The organism is Parabacteroides bouchesdurhonensis, from assembly GCF_900186615.1.
GTDB lineage: Bacteria > Bacteroidota > Bacteroidia > Bacteroidales > Tannerellaceae > Parabacteroides > Parabacteroides bouchesdurhonensis.
Genome location: NZ_LT896588.1, coordinates 1,970,899 through 1,986,869, shown reverse-complemented (window position 1 = coordinate 1,986,869; position 15,971 = coordinate 1,970,899). Strand labels below are relative to the sequence as shown.

Genomic DNA, 15,971 nt, shown 5'->3' with positions numbered 1-15,971 from the left:
ATGTTAACTAGTTTGTTATACATCATTATCTACGTATTGGTCAGGATTATTGCCATTTTTCCACTGTGCATACTTTACATATTGGCCGACTTGCTCTATATAATCATATATAAAGTGGTAAAATATCGCCTGAAAGTAGTACGCCAGAACATAAGAAACTCTTTCCCTGAAAAATCAGAAAAAGAATTACTTCAAATAGAAAAAGACTTTTATCACCATTTTGCCGATTACATAATTGAGACAATTAAACTGGCTGATATACCATTGGAAGAATTACAACGCAGAGCATGTGTAAGAAATCCGGAAGTAGTCGATCAGCTATTGAAAGAAGGGTATACCGGCTTTGTTTTATTAATGGGACATTATGGCAATTGGGAATGGTTCTCGGGGGCATCATCCTTTTTTGACAATGTAAAACTTTACCAGATATACCGTCCACTTAATAATGTCGCAGTAGACAAGTTGTTCATTAAACTGCGAACAAGATTCGGTTCTTTAGGTATAAAAAAGAGAGAAGCTGTACGTGACATTGTAAAACTAAAGCAGAAGTCAGCCCGGGCATTAATTATTTTTCTTGCTGACCAGACCCCAAGTGAAGCGAATTTGCATTACTGGACAAATTTCTTAAACCATGATACCCCAATGCTAACTGGTCCTGAACGAATTTCTCAAAAGTTCAATTTACCTGTTATTTTTTTAGATACAAAACGAGTAAAGAGAGGATATTACACAGTTGACATGGTTTTAATAACTAAGACTCCGCAATTAACTCCAGAATATTGGATCACAGAACAATATGCACGACTGATGGAAAAATGTATTCTTCGTAATCCGGCTTATTGGTTATGGACTCACAAACGCTGGAAATACAAACACAAAAAACCTCAATCATCTACAGAATCAGAAACAAATAACACGACAGAAAAAGAATGAAAGACAATACCACAAAAAGAATATCCGTTGTCATCCTCAACTGGAACGGAGCTAAACTATTGGAGGAATTCCTTCCCTCCGTCATAACCTATACCCCGGCTGAAATAGCTGAAATTGTAGTAGCAGATAATGGCTCCACAGACAACTCTTTGGAAATATTGAAAGACAAATTCCCAACTGTTCGTATTATTCCTTTTACCACGAATTATGGATTTGCAGAAGGATATAATCAAGCCTTGAATCATATTGATAGCGAATACACAGTACTGTTAAACAGTGATGTAGAAGTGACTTCGGGTTGGCTTGATGCTCTTATTACGGTTTTAGACTCTGATAATTCAATAGCTTGCGCTCAACCTAAAATTCGATCTCAACGCAACAAAGAATATTTTGAATATGCTGGAGCTGCCGGAGGTTATTTAGATATTTACGGTTACCCTTTTTGCCGAGGACGCGTATTACACATAATCGAAAAAGATCAGGGGCAATATGACACAACTACAGATATTTTATGGGCGACAGGTGCTTGCCTGTTTGTTCGTACTCAAACGTATAAGGACGTCGGCGGACTTGATGCTCAATTTTTCGCTCATCAGGAAGAAGTAGATATGTGCTGGCGTCTCCGTTGCCGAGGGTACCGTCTAGTATGTATTCCTCAATCAATAGTGTATCATGTAGGTGGAGCAACCCTTAATATGGAAAGTCCTCAGAAAACATTTCTCAACTTTCGCAATAATCTATTAATGCTATATAAAAACTTACCAGAAGATAAAATAAGGCATGTTATGCGTGTTCGCTTCTGGCTGGACTATATTGCTGCAACTAAATTTCTACTCAGTGGACATCCTAAAAATGCAAAGGCTGTTTATGATGCACGTAAGGAATTTTTCTCACTAAAGAACTCATATTTATCCATTCGTAAAGAGAATCTCAAAAAAACAATTTTGAAAAAGATCCCCGAACTGATGCAACAAAGCCTTATCTTACAATTTTATCTAAAAGGGAAGAAAACATATCATCAATTGGTAGACTAAAAACCTCCAATTGATGATCGGAATATTTATATTAAGAAAGTGCTTGTTTTAATATATCAGTCAATATAGGCCGAATGCCACTAACAAAACATTCCACTGCTATTACCATCAGGATAAGTCCCATAAGACGCATCATCACATTATTACCAGTTTCACCCAGCATTTTTACCAAACGGGTAGAAGCACGAAGAATTAGAAAAGTTATGAAATAAACGATAGCTATAATGCCTATCAAAATGCCTTTTAGGGTATATGTATTTGCATCATCCATCAACATAATACCATTAGCTATTGCTCCTGGTCCACAAAGCATAGGTATGGCCAACGGTGTAATTGAAATATCATCGGCATAAGTCTTAACTTCTTCTTCCTTCAATTTGGCATTTGAATAACGAGCCTGTAGCATATCGTAGCCAATTTTAAAAATAATAAATCCTCCAGCTATACGAAAACCATTCGTCGAGATACCAAAAAACTTAAACAGAAACTGACCGGAGAAAGTGAAAATCATTAAGGTAATAAACGATATAATCGTTGCCCGTTTTACAATAGCCCGACGCTCTTGATCACTTAATCCATTCGTCATAGTCAAGAAAACAGGCATTGTTCCTAACGGATTTGTAAGTGTAAAAAATGAAGTAAAACATAATAGAGCAAAAGGTAACAGAGTTTCCATAAAAAATATATTAAGTTAGTATATCGGTCTCTTATTGAGATTGAAGCACCGACTCTTTATTATTCTTCCCAAATAAGATAAGCGGAAACCAACCAATGATTCAATTCGTCTCCTTTCATCTCTTGTGCATCAGGGATACTTACTGTAAATGAGTGCCTGCCCGGCTGAATATCAGTCAATTCAATTTCTTCCGGAATTACATCTGTCCCCGGACACCAATTTGAACGAGAAAAATCTGAAGATCCTATCGGTTCTTCCACCTCTTTCTCAGCGTATCCTTTATCTGTAATATAGGAAGCCAATCGTTTCTGTAACCATACGCCTGTAGCCGGATTAAAACGACGGAAAGAAGCACAATCGGTACGCCAAGGAATAAAGTCTAATACAGGCTTCCCATCTATTGATACAATATTTCGCTTCTGAACAAACTCATCCCCTCCTGAATGGCCTCCATGTCCCGTTACAATATATTTTAGGCGGACATCTTTCGCATTTTCAGGAATATAAAAATCCATTGAGACATCTTTACGAGCAAAAATATCCGGATAAGCTTGCCCAACATAATACACAGTATTTATAAGCGGCTCAACATGTTTATTCGGAAGGGCATCATTAATAATATCAGATTCTTTAATTTCTATCGTCATATTTACTATATATCCTTCCGCTGTCCAACTATCAATAAAAACTCCCACATAAGCCCCACCTTCCAGCAAAGGATAAAGATCTGTAATATTTTGAACCCAACTTACACTATCCTCCCAATGATCTATATATACAGGTTTACGATGTTTAGTTAAGCTATTGTCTGGATTACTGTAATAACCAACACCAAATGGAGTCATAAAACGCATCAGTTCTACCGTTGGCAAATAATCATTCCCCGGAACTATACCTAGCATTTGTTCTAATTTTGTACTATCCACAGTAGGAAATTGTTTTTCTCCACGAGCCACATTTAACAAATTTACCCCTGAAGCTTTTGGTAATACAAAACAAGAACCAGACTTGTCCCAACGATCTCCATTAGAAGCAATAGTAACGCGTAAATTCACATCCACATTTCGTTTATAGTCGGGTAATGTTATTTTCTTTAATATAATACGTCCATTCACTAAATGATAGATGCTATCCAATCCGGGATCATAAGCTCCGGGATATTTATCTGGATTAAAACATATCGGGGTATTATCAAACACGCATAGAGAATAATCACCCATAGCAGGTAATTCTTTCGGTCCACATGAGGTTAACATATAAGCCATCAAAACAGAGACCATTAATACAATTTTCTTTACAATCATTAATGTTTAGAATTTAGTAAGTTCTTTGATAAGTTGTTTTTGACCAGCTGTTTTATCAGCATGTGTACAAGGCCCTGTAACACAACCTCCTTCACAAGCCATCACCTCTATAAATTGAGCAGGAGCTTTACCTGTCTTAGCATAGGCGCGCAAAAGAGCAACATTCTTTTTTGTCAAATTAGAAACTTGTACTGCATTTACACTTTCATCTTTCAAATATACTTTGACTGCGTTTATTACACCTCCACTCTGCGCGAAACCATGAGCTTCACGTACAGAATTAAACAAAATAGAAAATGGCTGAACTTCTTCTAACTTTATATCAAATCCAGTTAATATAGAGCCAATTTCTTCAAACGTTAATGTAAAATCTACACAAGGATCCATTTTCACCTCTTTACGCTTTGCAACACACGGACCAATGAAAACAATTTTAGCATCCGGATATTTCTTCTTTACAATACGTGCTGTATAATACATAGGTGAACCCGTAGAAGAGATATACCTCTTTAAATCCGGGATATGCTTCTCGGCCAATTGTACGTATGAAGGACAACAACTTGTTGTCATAAAAGGTTGTCCTTCTTTAAGCTTTTCTTTCAGTTCCTCTGCTTCATGGCGAGTTGTTTCCATTGCACCTTGAGCAACTTCAACAACTTCTGAAAATCCTAAAGATTTTATAGCTCCATATACTTTTTCCACCGGAGCACTAAATTGTGCAAGAATAGAAGGTGCTACTATTGCAACCATTTCTTCTTCATTGCGTAAACGTTGCAATATATCAAACACCTGAGATATTTCAAATATAGCGCCAAAAGGACAGGAATTTACGCATTTACCACAATAAATACATTTAGATTCATCAATATGTTCTACTCCATATTCATCTTTACTAATAGCTTTTACCGGACATACTTCTTCACATGGAATAGGGATATAAACAATTGCGTGATAAGGGCAACTCTGATGACATTTACCACAACTGATACAAGCTTCATGATCTATTTCAGCTTGTCCGTTTTTTTTGAAGCGAATAGCATCTTTGGGGCAATTCATATAGCAGCTACGTGCAACACATCCCCGACAAAGGTTTGTTATTTCATAATTCACAGATACACAAGAAGAACAAGCCTCATCCACAACACACATTATGTTTTCTTTTCTATTTTCAGAACGCAGTAAAGCTCGTTTAGCATATTCTGAAAGAGGAGTCAGTTCGTCCACTTCATCTTGCATATCGAAACCCAATAAAGGAAGTGTCTTATATTTCCATACAGCACGTTCTTTATGAACACAACAACGTCCCCTTATTTTAGATTTACGTGGAGATAACTCAATCGGTAAACGATCTATTTCATCTAAAAGACGATTTTCTTTCCAAAGTTTTACTAATTTCGCCAGTAATCCATGACGAACAATCATTACATTGTTGGTAAATGCCATAATCTATCTTATTTGTGCTTTCAAAGTGCAAAGGTAGTTAAAAATCATCACTCAGCTAAAAAGTTTCTTTAAGAATAATAGAGGCACTATATATATCACCACCAAAAGGAGGATTTAATTTTGAAAGCTTTAAATCGATCCCCAATAGCTGAGGGAACCTATCTTTTAAAGCAGTCATAATACGTCCGGCTACATGTTCTAATAATTTGGAAGGTATAGACATTTGTTTTTTAACAACAGCGTACACTTCTGCATAATTAACAGTATCATGCAAATTGTCACTTACTATAGCATTCTCTAATGAAACAGTCAACGTAAGATCAACAATAAATGTATTCCCAACTTTTAGCTCTTGAGGAGAAACACCATGATAAGCATAGAATTTCAGCTCTCTCAGTTCTATTTGTGATATCATATCGCATATTTTAATATGTAAATGTATATAAAAATGAGTCCTTCTGCAAAAAATAACCTATATTTGCATAAAGCAATTAAGTAGATATGATTGGTATGAAACAAAAAGAGGAAGCTGCAGGAGGTGGATTACACAATACCTTGGCTGCGGGGACGACAGTAAAAGGTAATATTATTACCGAAACAGACTTCCGCCTTGATGGAAAAGTGGAAGGGGATGTTAATTGCAATGGGAAAATAGTAGTAGGTCCCAAAGGTAATGTTACAGGAAATATTATTTCGGCAAATGCGGAAATATTAGGAAAAGTAGAAGGGTCTATACGAGTAAACGCTAAGCTAATATTAAAAGGTTCAGCCGTAATAAAAGGAGATATATTTGCGCAAACCTTGGAAATAGAACCTAATGCTAGATTCAATGGAGCATGTTCTATGTCCACAGAAAAGACGGAGCACATTTCCTCCAAATAAATTCTAATAAAATAGAAAAAGCAGATGTTGACTATACACACCTGCTTTTTTATTTTATTCTATTTTCTTCCTGATTTTGAAATTAAAGAAATAATCTTTTGATTCAATTCGTCCGCTTGTAAAAGCTTTTCCAGGGTAATATGCATCCTATAACACCAGTAATGAGAAGAATTAGACGGAACATTTATTCGCTCCGCTTCAATGTCTTTCCGCTTAATTTTGTCATCTATTGCAAACCAGTCCTGCAAAGGAATAATAGCAAGCATAGAAGGAGATGCTAAATGATTAGCGATAATCTGTGCAGCTAATTCACCTGTTAAATCGTTTGGAGCTATTCCTATACGTTGCAATACACCATTATAGTAATGTTGCGTTTTTTCTGTATTCTCTTTCCACCAACTACGAAGCGGAGACATATCATGTGTAGATGTTGTACAAACAGAATGATATGGTAAATTAGATAAATCCGTAAATTCTCTATATGGAGACTTTGGCATACGTTCTATCTCCAAACTAAATATTTGAAGCTTGTTCATGACATCAGGTACAGAGTCCGGTATCATTCCTAAATCTTCACCACAAACAAGCATATCGGTACAATTGACCAATGGAGTCAAACGTTTAAAAGCCTGATCTTTCCAATAATCATTATGACGACGATAAAAGAAATCCCAATACAATTGATCAAAAGCATAACGGTCTTCTTCACTCAATTCTTGATAAATTCGAGATTGGTTGGCCGAGATGCGAGGATGAAATTTCCCTTTTTCTAAAGGATCCTCCAAAAATAACACTTCATTTGCAATAGCAAATAATCCATTTTTAACACGCATTGAGACTTCATCCGTCTTTCCGTCAAACAATTGAGCAATCTTGTATTGCGTATTGCAAAAAGGTTTCAACACAAAATGATGAGACGAAGATTGAGCTAAATATGAATCTTTCACAACCATTGCAATATCGCCAAATAATTCCGAAAGATATTTATCATTAATATGGGGAGTAGTAAATCGGGCTTCATTAAAATGGAGACCACATTGTTCTATCTCATACTTTGTCAAAGGGAGAGCCGGATTAAAATGCCCACATAACCCCTGTATGTAGTTCAAAGGGATTTCCCATATACGAAAAAAGCCTAATATGTGGTCAATGCGGAAACAATCGAAATAATCACTTAATTTATGAAAACGTTTTTTCCACCAAGAAAAATCGTCTCTTTCCATAACATCCCAATTATAGGTTGGAAATGACCAGTTCTGACCTATAACAGAGAAATTATCAGGCGGAGCACCAGCCTGCCCATTCATATTAAAGTATTGTGGTTCTGTCCATGCTTCTATACTGGTACGATTCACTCCAATAGGCAAATCTCCTTTTAGAACAATACCATTCTTACGGGCATAATCAGACACAGCCTTAAATTGAATATGTAACACATACTGCAAGAAATAAAAGAACACTATCTCAGGATAAGCCTCACTGTCTTTAGCACAAAGACGTTTTATTCGAGATTTATTATAAACAGCATCCTGTTCCCATTTCGTAAAATCTGAAGTAACATATAAATCTCGGAAATAACAATAGGCCGCATAAGGCATTAACCATGAGTCATTTTGTGCAACAAACTCAATAAAATCATCATTATGTACAATATTATTCTTTTCTTGTTCAAAATAAGTACGGCAATATTCTATTTTATATTTAACAACATTCTCATAGTCTACAGAATCTTTCGCATTCAGTTCTTTTTGCTTTTCTATAAAAAACGAAGTTTTTTCCTGATCGTTTAATGCTCCTAATAAAGGCAAGCAGATATACATTGGATGCAATGCATAAATAGAAATAGCACTATAAGGATATGAGTCTTTCCAAGAATGTGTCATCGTTGTATCATTCATTGGTAATACTTGGATTATTCGTTGATGAGTTTTCCTTACCCAATCAACCAACATACGTAAATCGCCCAAATCACCAATGCCAAAACTTTGTTCGGAACGTAAAGAAAAAACAGGAATAACTGTTCCTGCACAACGCCAAGGTTCCAAATTATCACGAAAATATAAACCTGATATTGTAACGGTCTCTCCTATTTCCTGTTCCGGCAAATTCAACACGCGATTTTCACCAGATTCCCAGTATAAAGGCTGCTTTTTATCATTATCCCAAGCCAAAAACTTATATTCCAGTGGATATTTTATCTCATTTGCGTCTAACTCAATATACCATTCAGGAAATGTATCACAACTTAAAATCTGAGCTTTATCCGAATTCCAGTTAGACAAACAATCCTGATTTCCAGTAATTGCCACACTTTGATTTTTGTCTATTCGGGGCGCTGAAATTTTAATTACTAATTTACGACCGCTTCTCACAACTCTCTCATGTGTATTACATGGATGCGCAAACAGACTTTTTGTAAATGCAGAAGTATAGAATGCTAAATTATCAGGTTTTATCTGCCAATAATCATAAAGTATATATTTAACCGCGCAATCTTCAAAGATTATTTGATGATTTTTTTCCCATTCTTCAAATACTTGTTTATCACCTGCTCTCAAGAAATATCGGTACTCTATCGATTTCAGATCAGAAGGAATATCTAATTTTAATTGCCAATTTCCATCCCCCACATAATCCATATTTATTGCTAAAGCAGGCTCCCAAGAACCTAATTCAGGAATGGAACCTACAATATACAATTTTTGCCCCCAAATAGTATGAAAGTTAATATTAAAGGTTACTTTCATGGTGTTTCAAATTTAGTTTAGATGCGAAGATATAAAAAATGCAGAGAATAATCTCTGCATTTTTTAATTTATTCATGTATATATATTTATCCACATTTTGATGCACCACAATTTGTACAGATCAAACAACCTTCCTGATAAATTAAAGTTTCCAATCCACAATTTGGGCATTTCTGTCCTTTGGCCTCCGTTCCATTAGGCAGGTATTTCTTCAAAGCACGTTCTACTCCATTTTTCCAGGTATTAATTGACTCATTGTTTAGCTCCATTCCTTGAACTAGTTTAATAACTTGATCAATAGGCATACCATAACGCAATACACCGGATATAAGCTTTGCATAATTCCAATATTCTGGATCAAACTTACCGTCCAAACCTTCAATCGTCATTTTATAGCCACGCTTATTCTTAAACTGGAAGTCGTAATGCTTCTGGCCATCTTCATCATAACTTTTGATAATAGTACCCTTAGATACATTTTTAGGTAACATAATACCTTCATCATCATCAGCAAGACCTGTGAAAATTTCATATGGACGGCCATTTAACAAACCAACAAAAGCAATCCATTTTTCACGGTTATTTTGAAACTTCACAACATCTGCTTCCAACTCTCGAGGACGGGTTGAAACAATAACCGGAGGTTGCATACAATTACAATCATCTTTTTTCTTCTTGCCGTCTGTAGACAAAAGAACACCGGCACGAGAACCATCACGATAAACCGTACAACCCTTGCATCCACATTTCCAAGCTTCAACATACAAGCTATTCACCAAATCCTCTGATACTTCATTCGGCAAATTGATTGTTACACTAATAGAATGATCTACCCATTTTTGAATACGTCCTTGCATACGGACTTTTTGTAACCAATCCACATCATTAGAAGTAGCTTTATAATAAGGAGATTTCGCAACTAATTCATCGACTTCTTCCTGTGTATATTTTTTAGTTACCGAATATCCGTTTGCCTGCATCCAAGTAACAAACTTATGGTGAAATACAATATATTCTTCAAATGCATCACCCGTTTCATCCACAAAATCGACTCGTGCTTCCGAATCGTTCGGATTTACTTTTCGCCGACGTTTATAAACCGGTAAGAATACAGGTTCTATACCAGAAGTTGTCTGCGTCATTAAACTAGTTGTACCTGTCGGAGCAATTGTCAAACAAGCAACATTACGACGCCCGTATTTTACCATATCTTCATACAAAGAAGGATCCGCATCACGTAAACGATTTATAAACGGGTTCTTTTCTTCACGCTTTGCATCATAAATTTCAAAAGCGCCACGTTCCTTTGCTAAAACAACAGAAGAAGAATAAGCAGCCAACGTTAATGTTTTCTGCACATTTTCAGCGCATTCCGTCGCTTCCTCAGTTCCATAACGTAAACCAAGAGCCGCCAACATATCACCTTCGGCCGTAATACCAACTCCCGTACGACGACCAAGTAAAGTTTTTCGCTGTATCTTTTCCCATAAATGACGCTCTGTTTGTCTCACTTCCATTGATTCTGGATCCGCATCGATTTTATCTAAAATTTTTTCAATCTTTTCAGATTCCAAATCAATAATATCATCCATAATACGTTGCGCCAAAGCGACATGTTTCTTAAACAAATCGTAGTCAAAATAAGCCTCTTTGGTAAACGGATTAACTACATATGAATATAAATTAATAGCCAGCAAGCGACAACTATCATACGGGCATAAAGGTATTTCACCACAAGGATTGGTAGACACTGTACGGAATCCTAAATCCGCATAAGAATCAGGAACTGATTCTCTTAAAATCGTATCCCAGAACAAAACACCTGGCTCTGCTGATTTCCAAGCATTATGGATAATCTTTTGCCATAAAGCAGCAGCATCTATTTCTTTTACTGTTGTAGGATTTGAAGAGTCTATTGGATATTGTTGTTTATAAGAAGTCCCATTTACCACAGCATCCATAAATTCATCATCAATCTTTACGGAAACATTCGCACCCGTTACTTTTCCCTCTACCATTTTGGCATCAATAAATGATTCTGAATCCGGATGCTTTATAGAAACACTTAACATCAAAGCTCCACGACGCCCATCTTGAGCTACCTCTCGAGTAGAATTGGAATATCGTTCCATAAAAGGTACCAACCCGGTAGAAGTAAGAGCTGAATTTTTCACAGGAGATCCCTTAGGACGAATGTGAGACAAATCGTGTCCTACGCCACCGCGACGTTTCATCAATTGTACCTGTTCTTCATCAATACGAATAATTGCACCATACGAATCAGCCTGTCCATCTAATCCAATAACGAAACAGTTAGAGAGTGAGGCAATTTGATAATCATTGCCAATTCCCGTCATTGGACTTCCTTGTGGAACAATATAACGGAAATGATCAAACAGGTCGAAAAGTTCTTGTTCCGACAACGGATTTGGATACTTTTTTTCCACACGGGCAATTTCTCTAGCCAGCCGGTGATGCATATCCTCTGGTGATTGTTCATAGATATTTCCAAAGGCATCCTTCAAGGCATACTTATTAACCCATACTTTAGCGGCTAATTCATCACCGGTAAAGTAATTTAGTGAAGCTTTAAACGCTTCATCGAAAGTGTAAGTTTTATGGTCCACAATATTTTCTATTATTTGAGAATGCAAGTTTATAAATACTTTATTTATTGTCCAAATTATTCAACATCAAAAAGTAATAATGTTGAAAAGTTTTACCAAAACAAGAAAATACATATACATTATCAATGAGTTATCATTTCTTTTTCCGTACAATGTTTTACCAAAAAGAAAAGCTATCCTATATACAAGTTTCCTAAATAAAAAAGGGCACGTTCCAAATGAACATACCCTTTCTCTATCTATTTTATAAAATCTAATTCTTCAACAAAACTTCAATTTCCTCTACAGAGGAACAAAAAGATTTGTTTGTTTCCATTTGATCTTTTATTGCTTTGCATGCATGTAAAACAGTTGCGTGATCTTTCTTTCCTACAATCTTTCCTATATGAGAAAATGAACAATCCGTATATTTTTTTGCTAAATACATTGTTATTTGTCGAGCTTGCACAATTTCTCGTTTACGGGAATTGGTTTGAATGGCAGATTGTTCTAAATTAAAATATTTACAAACAATTTCTTGGATAGACTGAACAGACAATTGTTTCTTCTCCAGACGAACAGCCTGACTAACCACGCGTTTAGTCAAAGACAGGTCAATTTCCTTATTATTAATTACGGCATTAGCCATTAAAGAAACCAAAATTCCCTCCAAATCACGAACATTTTCAGTAACATTATTTGCTATAAAATTAAATACCTCATCAGGAATAACTATACCATCATGACTTATCTTATTCTTTAGTATTTTCTTACGTAAATCCAAATCGGGACGGAATAGTTCTGCAGTCAAGCCCCATTTTAGGCGGGTAATCAGACGCTCTTCCATTCCCTGTAAATCTACCGGAGCTTTATCTGATGTCAAAATTAATTGTTTCCCCAATTGATGCAAATGATTAAAAATATGGAAGAACGTATTCTGTGTCTTATCCATACCTATTAACTCTTGTATATCATCCAACAAAAGCACATCTATATTTTGATAGAAGTTTAAGAAATCATTCGTTGTATTTTTACGAATAGCATCTGTAAACTGAACACGAAAAAGATGAGAAGACACATACAGGACCTTCTTTTCTGGGTGTAACTCACGGATACGAGAGCCTATTGCATGGCACAAATGAGTTTTACCTACTCCCGACGGACCAAAAATAAATAAAGGGTTATAAGTCGTTTTTCCCGGATTCTGCGCAATAGCCTCACCCGCTGCACGGACCAAACGATTACTCGTTCCCTCAAAATAGTTATCAAAACTATATTTCGGATTCAAATGCGGATCCAAATCTTGAGGTGCTGTTTGAACAAATGGAGAGGGGGCTTTATTTATATCTTTGGAAGCTTTTACAGGAGCAGAACCTGTCTCTGCAAGATAATCTACAGTACCACCAGTTGTTTTATCTACCATTATACGGTAGTTTAAAATTGTTCCTTGTCCAAATACGCGATACAATGTCACTTTTAGAACATTTACATATTTCTCTTCCAAGTATTCATAAAAGAATTGACTAGGCACTTGGATAGTAAACTTATTATCCTCATACGATAATGGAACAATCGGCATAAACCATGTGTTAAAAGCGGCCTCCGGTACAATATCTTTAATAACGGCGAGGCATTTATTCCACAATATCTGATAATCAATCTGCATTTTTATAAAATCTCCCAACTATAACTTTTATACTTTATGACTACAAAGTTTAGAAATTAATTCTGAAAAAAAAAGTGTTATTTTATTTGGTTATTTTAATTGTTTAATATCCTATTTAACCTCAACAAGTTACTTGTAACAATCTGACAATATGAACATTACACAAAAACAACTTAAAAAAGCCTTTATTATAGCATGTTTTCAAAACCTTCTAATTATCTTCATATTTGACAGAATAAGGCCTTCAAATATTGTTATATGTTTTTATTTGAAGGCCTTAGAGAGTATTTTTTAAAGTAATCTTTTTATTTCTTATTAATTAGAATGATTCTAAATTAATACATCTTTCAACTATGATTTTCAAAGCAATTTTAAAAAACAGAGAAATGCACATAACGCTTTGGATTTTCACGTAAATCCAACAACAATTTAGAAGCATTCCCCATTGTTCCATTCAGATTCTCGTATAATGCCTTATCATTAAGCAATAATCCCAATGTATTATCATTCGAATTCAACTTATCTGTAGTAAGTTTAAGATTATTCAAAGTCGCATTTATTGTATTGACAGTAGAAGCCAAATCTAAATCTTTTAAATTCGTACTTACCTGTGAAAAGTTATCCGTCATAGTTTTTAAATTATTTACAATAACAGGAACGTCTTTATCAAGTAACAAGTTCAATTTGCGTGTTGAGATCTCCAAATTTGCAGTTGCTCGTTCTACATGATCGAATGACTGAGATAGAGCCGGATGATTCACCAGGGTCTGCAACCCGATTAAAATAGAATCTATCTTCGGAAGCATTTGCTCAACCTGTGGAAGAATATTATCCTGTACCGCTTGCATCATATCTTCTCCCATACGGCCTTCAATTGTTGCACCAGGCTTCAAGAAATCATTTACATATGTATTCAGATAAATATGCAATTCCGCACCTCCCAAGAAACTCTTCGAGATCACAATATAACTGCCCTTATTTATCTTCATTTCTTCCTCCAAGCTAATTTCAACTGTTATTTTTCCGGTGGTATCATAATCGTATTTTATATCCCGAACTAAACCAACTTTAAAACCATCAACAAACACCGGGCTTGATACAGTAACATCTTTCACATTACTAAAAGATACATAATAATGATTTACCGGTTGAAACAAGTTGATTCCTTTCAGATAATTAATTCCGAAATACAACAATGCCAGACTTACTATAGAAACAAGACCTATTTTTGCCTCTTTGGTGAATGTACTTTTCATCTTTTCTATTTATAAAATTTTTATCCCTTTTAATCATCAATATTTGACTTTGACTCCATCCTTAAATGCGACAATAAAGGCATCCTTAAAATCCTTTGCCACCACACGGCGCATCTTCCGTATGCTATCAAAATCAGTTGTCTCTCCATAAGTATATTTATAGAGTCCTTTTTCTTTATAAAAATTCACATTCTTATACCCTTTAAACAGTTTAGAATTTGCAGGCAGCTTCTTATCTGAAGTAAGAATCTGTATCTTATATATAACCTTTCCCTTTGTGTCTGTGTTCACACGATTAGAAGAGGTTGATTGCACCGTTTGTTGGGGTAACTTTAGCTGTCTTGAAGTTGTTTGCTTTGACTGAGCAACTTCATTATGTTTACGACGAATATCTTCTTCACTTCCTGGAGGAGGATTTTGAGACAATTTCTTACCATCTGATTTTTTATTCAATTGATTAGCAGAAGAAACGTCTGTTGTCGGTAAGTTCTTACCAGACAATGCCCCCCTTTTTCTATCAAAATCCCGCTTATATTGATTAAAAGCCATATAAATTGCCTGAGCCAATTTACTTTGCCCATCAGCAGATTTCAGAAAACGTTCTTCTTCCTGATTGGAAATATATCCCAACTCGATAAGAACACTAGGCATACTTGTTTTACGAAGCACCAAAAAACCAGCCTGCCGTACTCCTCGATTTGCACGTTTTACCAGCACAAACGATTTTTGAATCTCCGAAGCCAGACTAATACTTTGTTCCATATGTTTATTCTGCATGAATTCAAATATGATATAAGACTCCGACGAATTTGGATCAAATCCTTCATATTTTTGCAGATAATTATCTTCTAAAAGAATAGCTGAGTTTTCACGCATAGCAACAGCCAAATTTTCATCACTACGTGCAAGTCCTAAGGTATATGTTTCCGTACCTTTTGCTGCGCTACCGCGTTTTACAGAATTAGTGTGTATAGATATAAACAAATCAGCTTTATTTCGATTTGCAATATTAGCTCGCTCATCCAATTCAATAAAACGGTCTGTTTTGCGTGTATAAATAACACGCACGTCTTCATTTTTATCTTCAATTAAACGTCCTAATTTCAGAGCTACAGATAAGTTTATTTCCTTTTCATTAATGACCGTACCCCTAGCTCCCGGATCCTTTCCTCCATGTCCAGCGTCTATAACAACTGTAAACGTCTTCTCTTTTGCATCGACAGAGGGCAAAAAGAAGAATAACGCAATTAATAGATTTATATATAGAAGCGACCTTGGACCCACTTTAAATATTTCTTACAAATTGGGAGCAAATGTAATGTTTTTTACTGATTAATAGGAGCCTTTTACGATAATTTATGTAGTTTCTATCAACTCTATATTAGTCCTTTTCGCTGTCAACAAGCATAAAAAAGAGGATAGTT

Annotated in this window: 12 protein-coding genes; 3 read left to right on the top strand and 9 right to left on the bottom strand. The window is 35.5% G+C overall.

Translation table 11 applies throughout. From position 1 onward, the window contains the following. Positions 1-933, top strand: coding sequence for a lysophospholipid acyltransferase family protein (locus C1721_RS08525; protein ID WP_102407974.1), 933 nt, complete (start codon positions 1-3; stop codon positions 931-933). Next, entirely contained in the window at positions 930-1,967 is a 1,038-nt protein-coding gene (locus C1721_RS08520) for a glycosyltransferase family 2 protein (RefSeq protein WP_102407973.1), read from the top strand. The genes C1721_RS08525 and C1721_RS08520 overlap by 4 nt, the downstream gene beginning before the upstream one ends. A gap of 31 nt (positions 1,968-1,998) precedes the next feature. Here C1721_RS08520 and C1721_RS08515 read toward each other — a convergent pair whose 3' ends face one another. Genes C1721_RS08515 through folB form a run of 4 tightly spaced genes read right to left on the bottom strand, consistent with a single transcriptional unit; the run spans position 1,999 to position 5,805 of the window. Continuing rightward, positions 1,999-2,643 carry a MarC family protein gene (locus C1721_RS08515; RefSeq protein WP_102407972.1) on the bottom strand — a complete coding sequence of 215 codons (645 nt, stop codon included), beginning with the start codon at positions 2,641-2,643 and terminating at the stop codon, positions 1,999-2,001. Positions 2,644-2,702: 59 nt separating this feature from the next. Continuing rightward, positions 2,703-3,947: a PNGase F N-terminal domain-containing protein gene (locus C1721_RS08510; protein ID WP_199830402.1), complete on the bottom strand. Its 1,245-nt coding sequence runs from the start codon at positions 3,945-3,947 to the stop codon at positions 2,703-2,705. Between the two features lie 6 nt (positions 3,948-3,953). Further along, complete coding sequence (locus C1721_RS08505) at positions 3,954-5,390, bottom strand: monomeric [FeFe] hydrogenase (RefSeq protein WP_102407971.1); 1,437 nt, start codon at positions 5,388-5,390, stop codon at positions 3,954-3,956. A gap of 55 nt (positions 5,391-5,445) precedes the next feature. Beyond that, a complete protein-coding gene (folB, locus tag C1721_RS08500; RefSeq protein WP_102407970.1) occupies positions 5,446-5,805 on the bottom strand; it encodes a dihydroneopterin aldolase in 360 nt (119 codons plus the stop codon). 86 nt (positions 5,806-5,891) lie between these two features. Here folB and C1721_RS08495 point away from each other — a divergent pair, with 86 nt between their 5' ends. Further along, a complete protein-coding gene (locus tag C1721_RS08495) occupies positions 5,892-6,272 on the top strand; it encodes a bactofilin family protein (RefSeq protein WP_102407969.1) in 381 nt (126 codons plus the stop codon). Between the two features lie 59 nt (positions 6,273-6,331). On the opposite strand, the gene C1721_RS08490 is transcribed toward C1721_RS08495, so the two are convergent. The 5 genes from C1721_RS08490 to C1721_RS08470 form a co-directional block, all read right to left on the bottom strand. Next, entirely contained in the window at positions 6,332-9,019 is a 2,688-nt protein-coding gene (locus C1721_RS08490) for a 4-alpha-glucanotransferase (protein ID WP_102407968.1), read from the bottom strand. 86 nt (positions 9,020-9,105) lie between these two features. Then, positions 9,106-11,646 carry an adenosylcobalamin-dependent ribonucleoside-diphosphate reductase gene (locus tag C1721_RS08485; RefSeq protein WP_102409349.1) on the bottom strand — a complete coding sequence of 847 codons (2,541 nt, stop codon included), beginning with the start codon at positions 11,644-11,646 and terminating at the stop codon, positions 9,106-9,108. 253 nt (positions 11,647-11,899) lie between these two features. After that, complete coding sequence (gene dnaA, locus C1721_RS08480; protein ID WP_102409347.1) at positions 11,900-13,291, bottom strand: chromosomal replication initiator protein DnaA; 1,392 nt, start codon at positions 13,289-13,291, stop codon at positions 11,900-11,902. A 371-nt stretch (positions 13,292-13,662) separates the two neighbouring features. Further along, on the bottom strand, positions 13,663-14,547 hold the full coding sequence (locus tag C1721_RS08475; protein WP_102407967.1) for an MlaD family protein: 885 nt from the start codon (positions 14,545-14,547) through the stop codon (positions 13,663-13,665). A 36-nt stretch (positions 14,548-14,583) separates the two neighbouring features. Next, complete coding sequence (locus tag C1721_RS08470) at positions 14,584-15,831, bottom strand: N-acetylmuramoyl-L-alanine amidase family protein (RefSeq protein WP_102407966.1); 1,248 nt, start codon at positions 15,829-15,831, stop codon at positions 14,584-14,586. Positions 15,832-15,971: the final 140 nt, after the last annotated feature.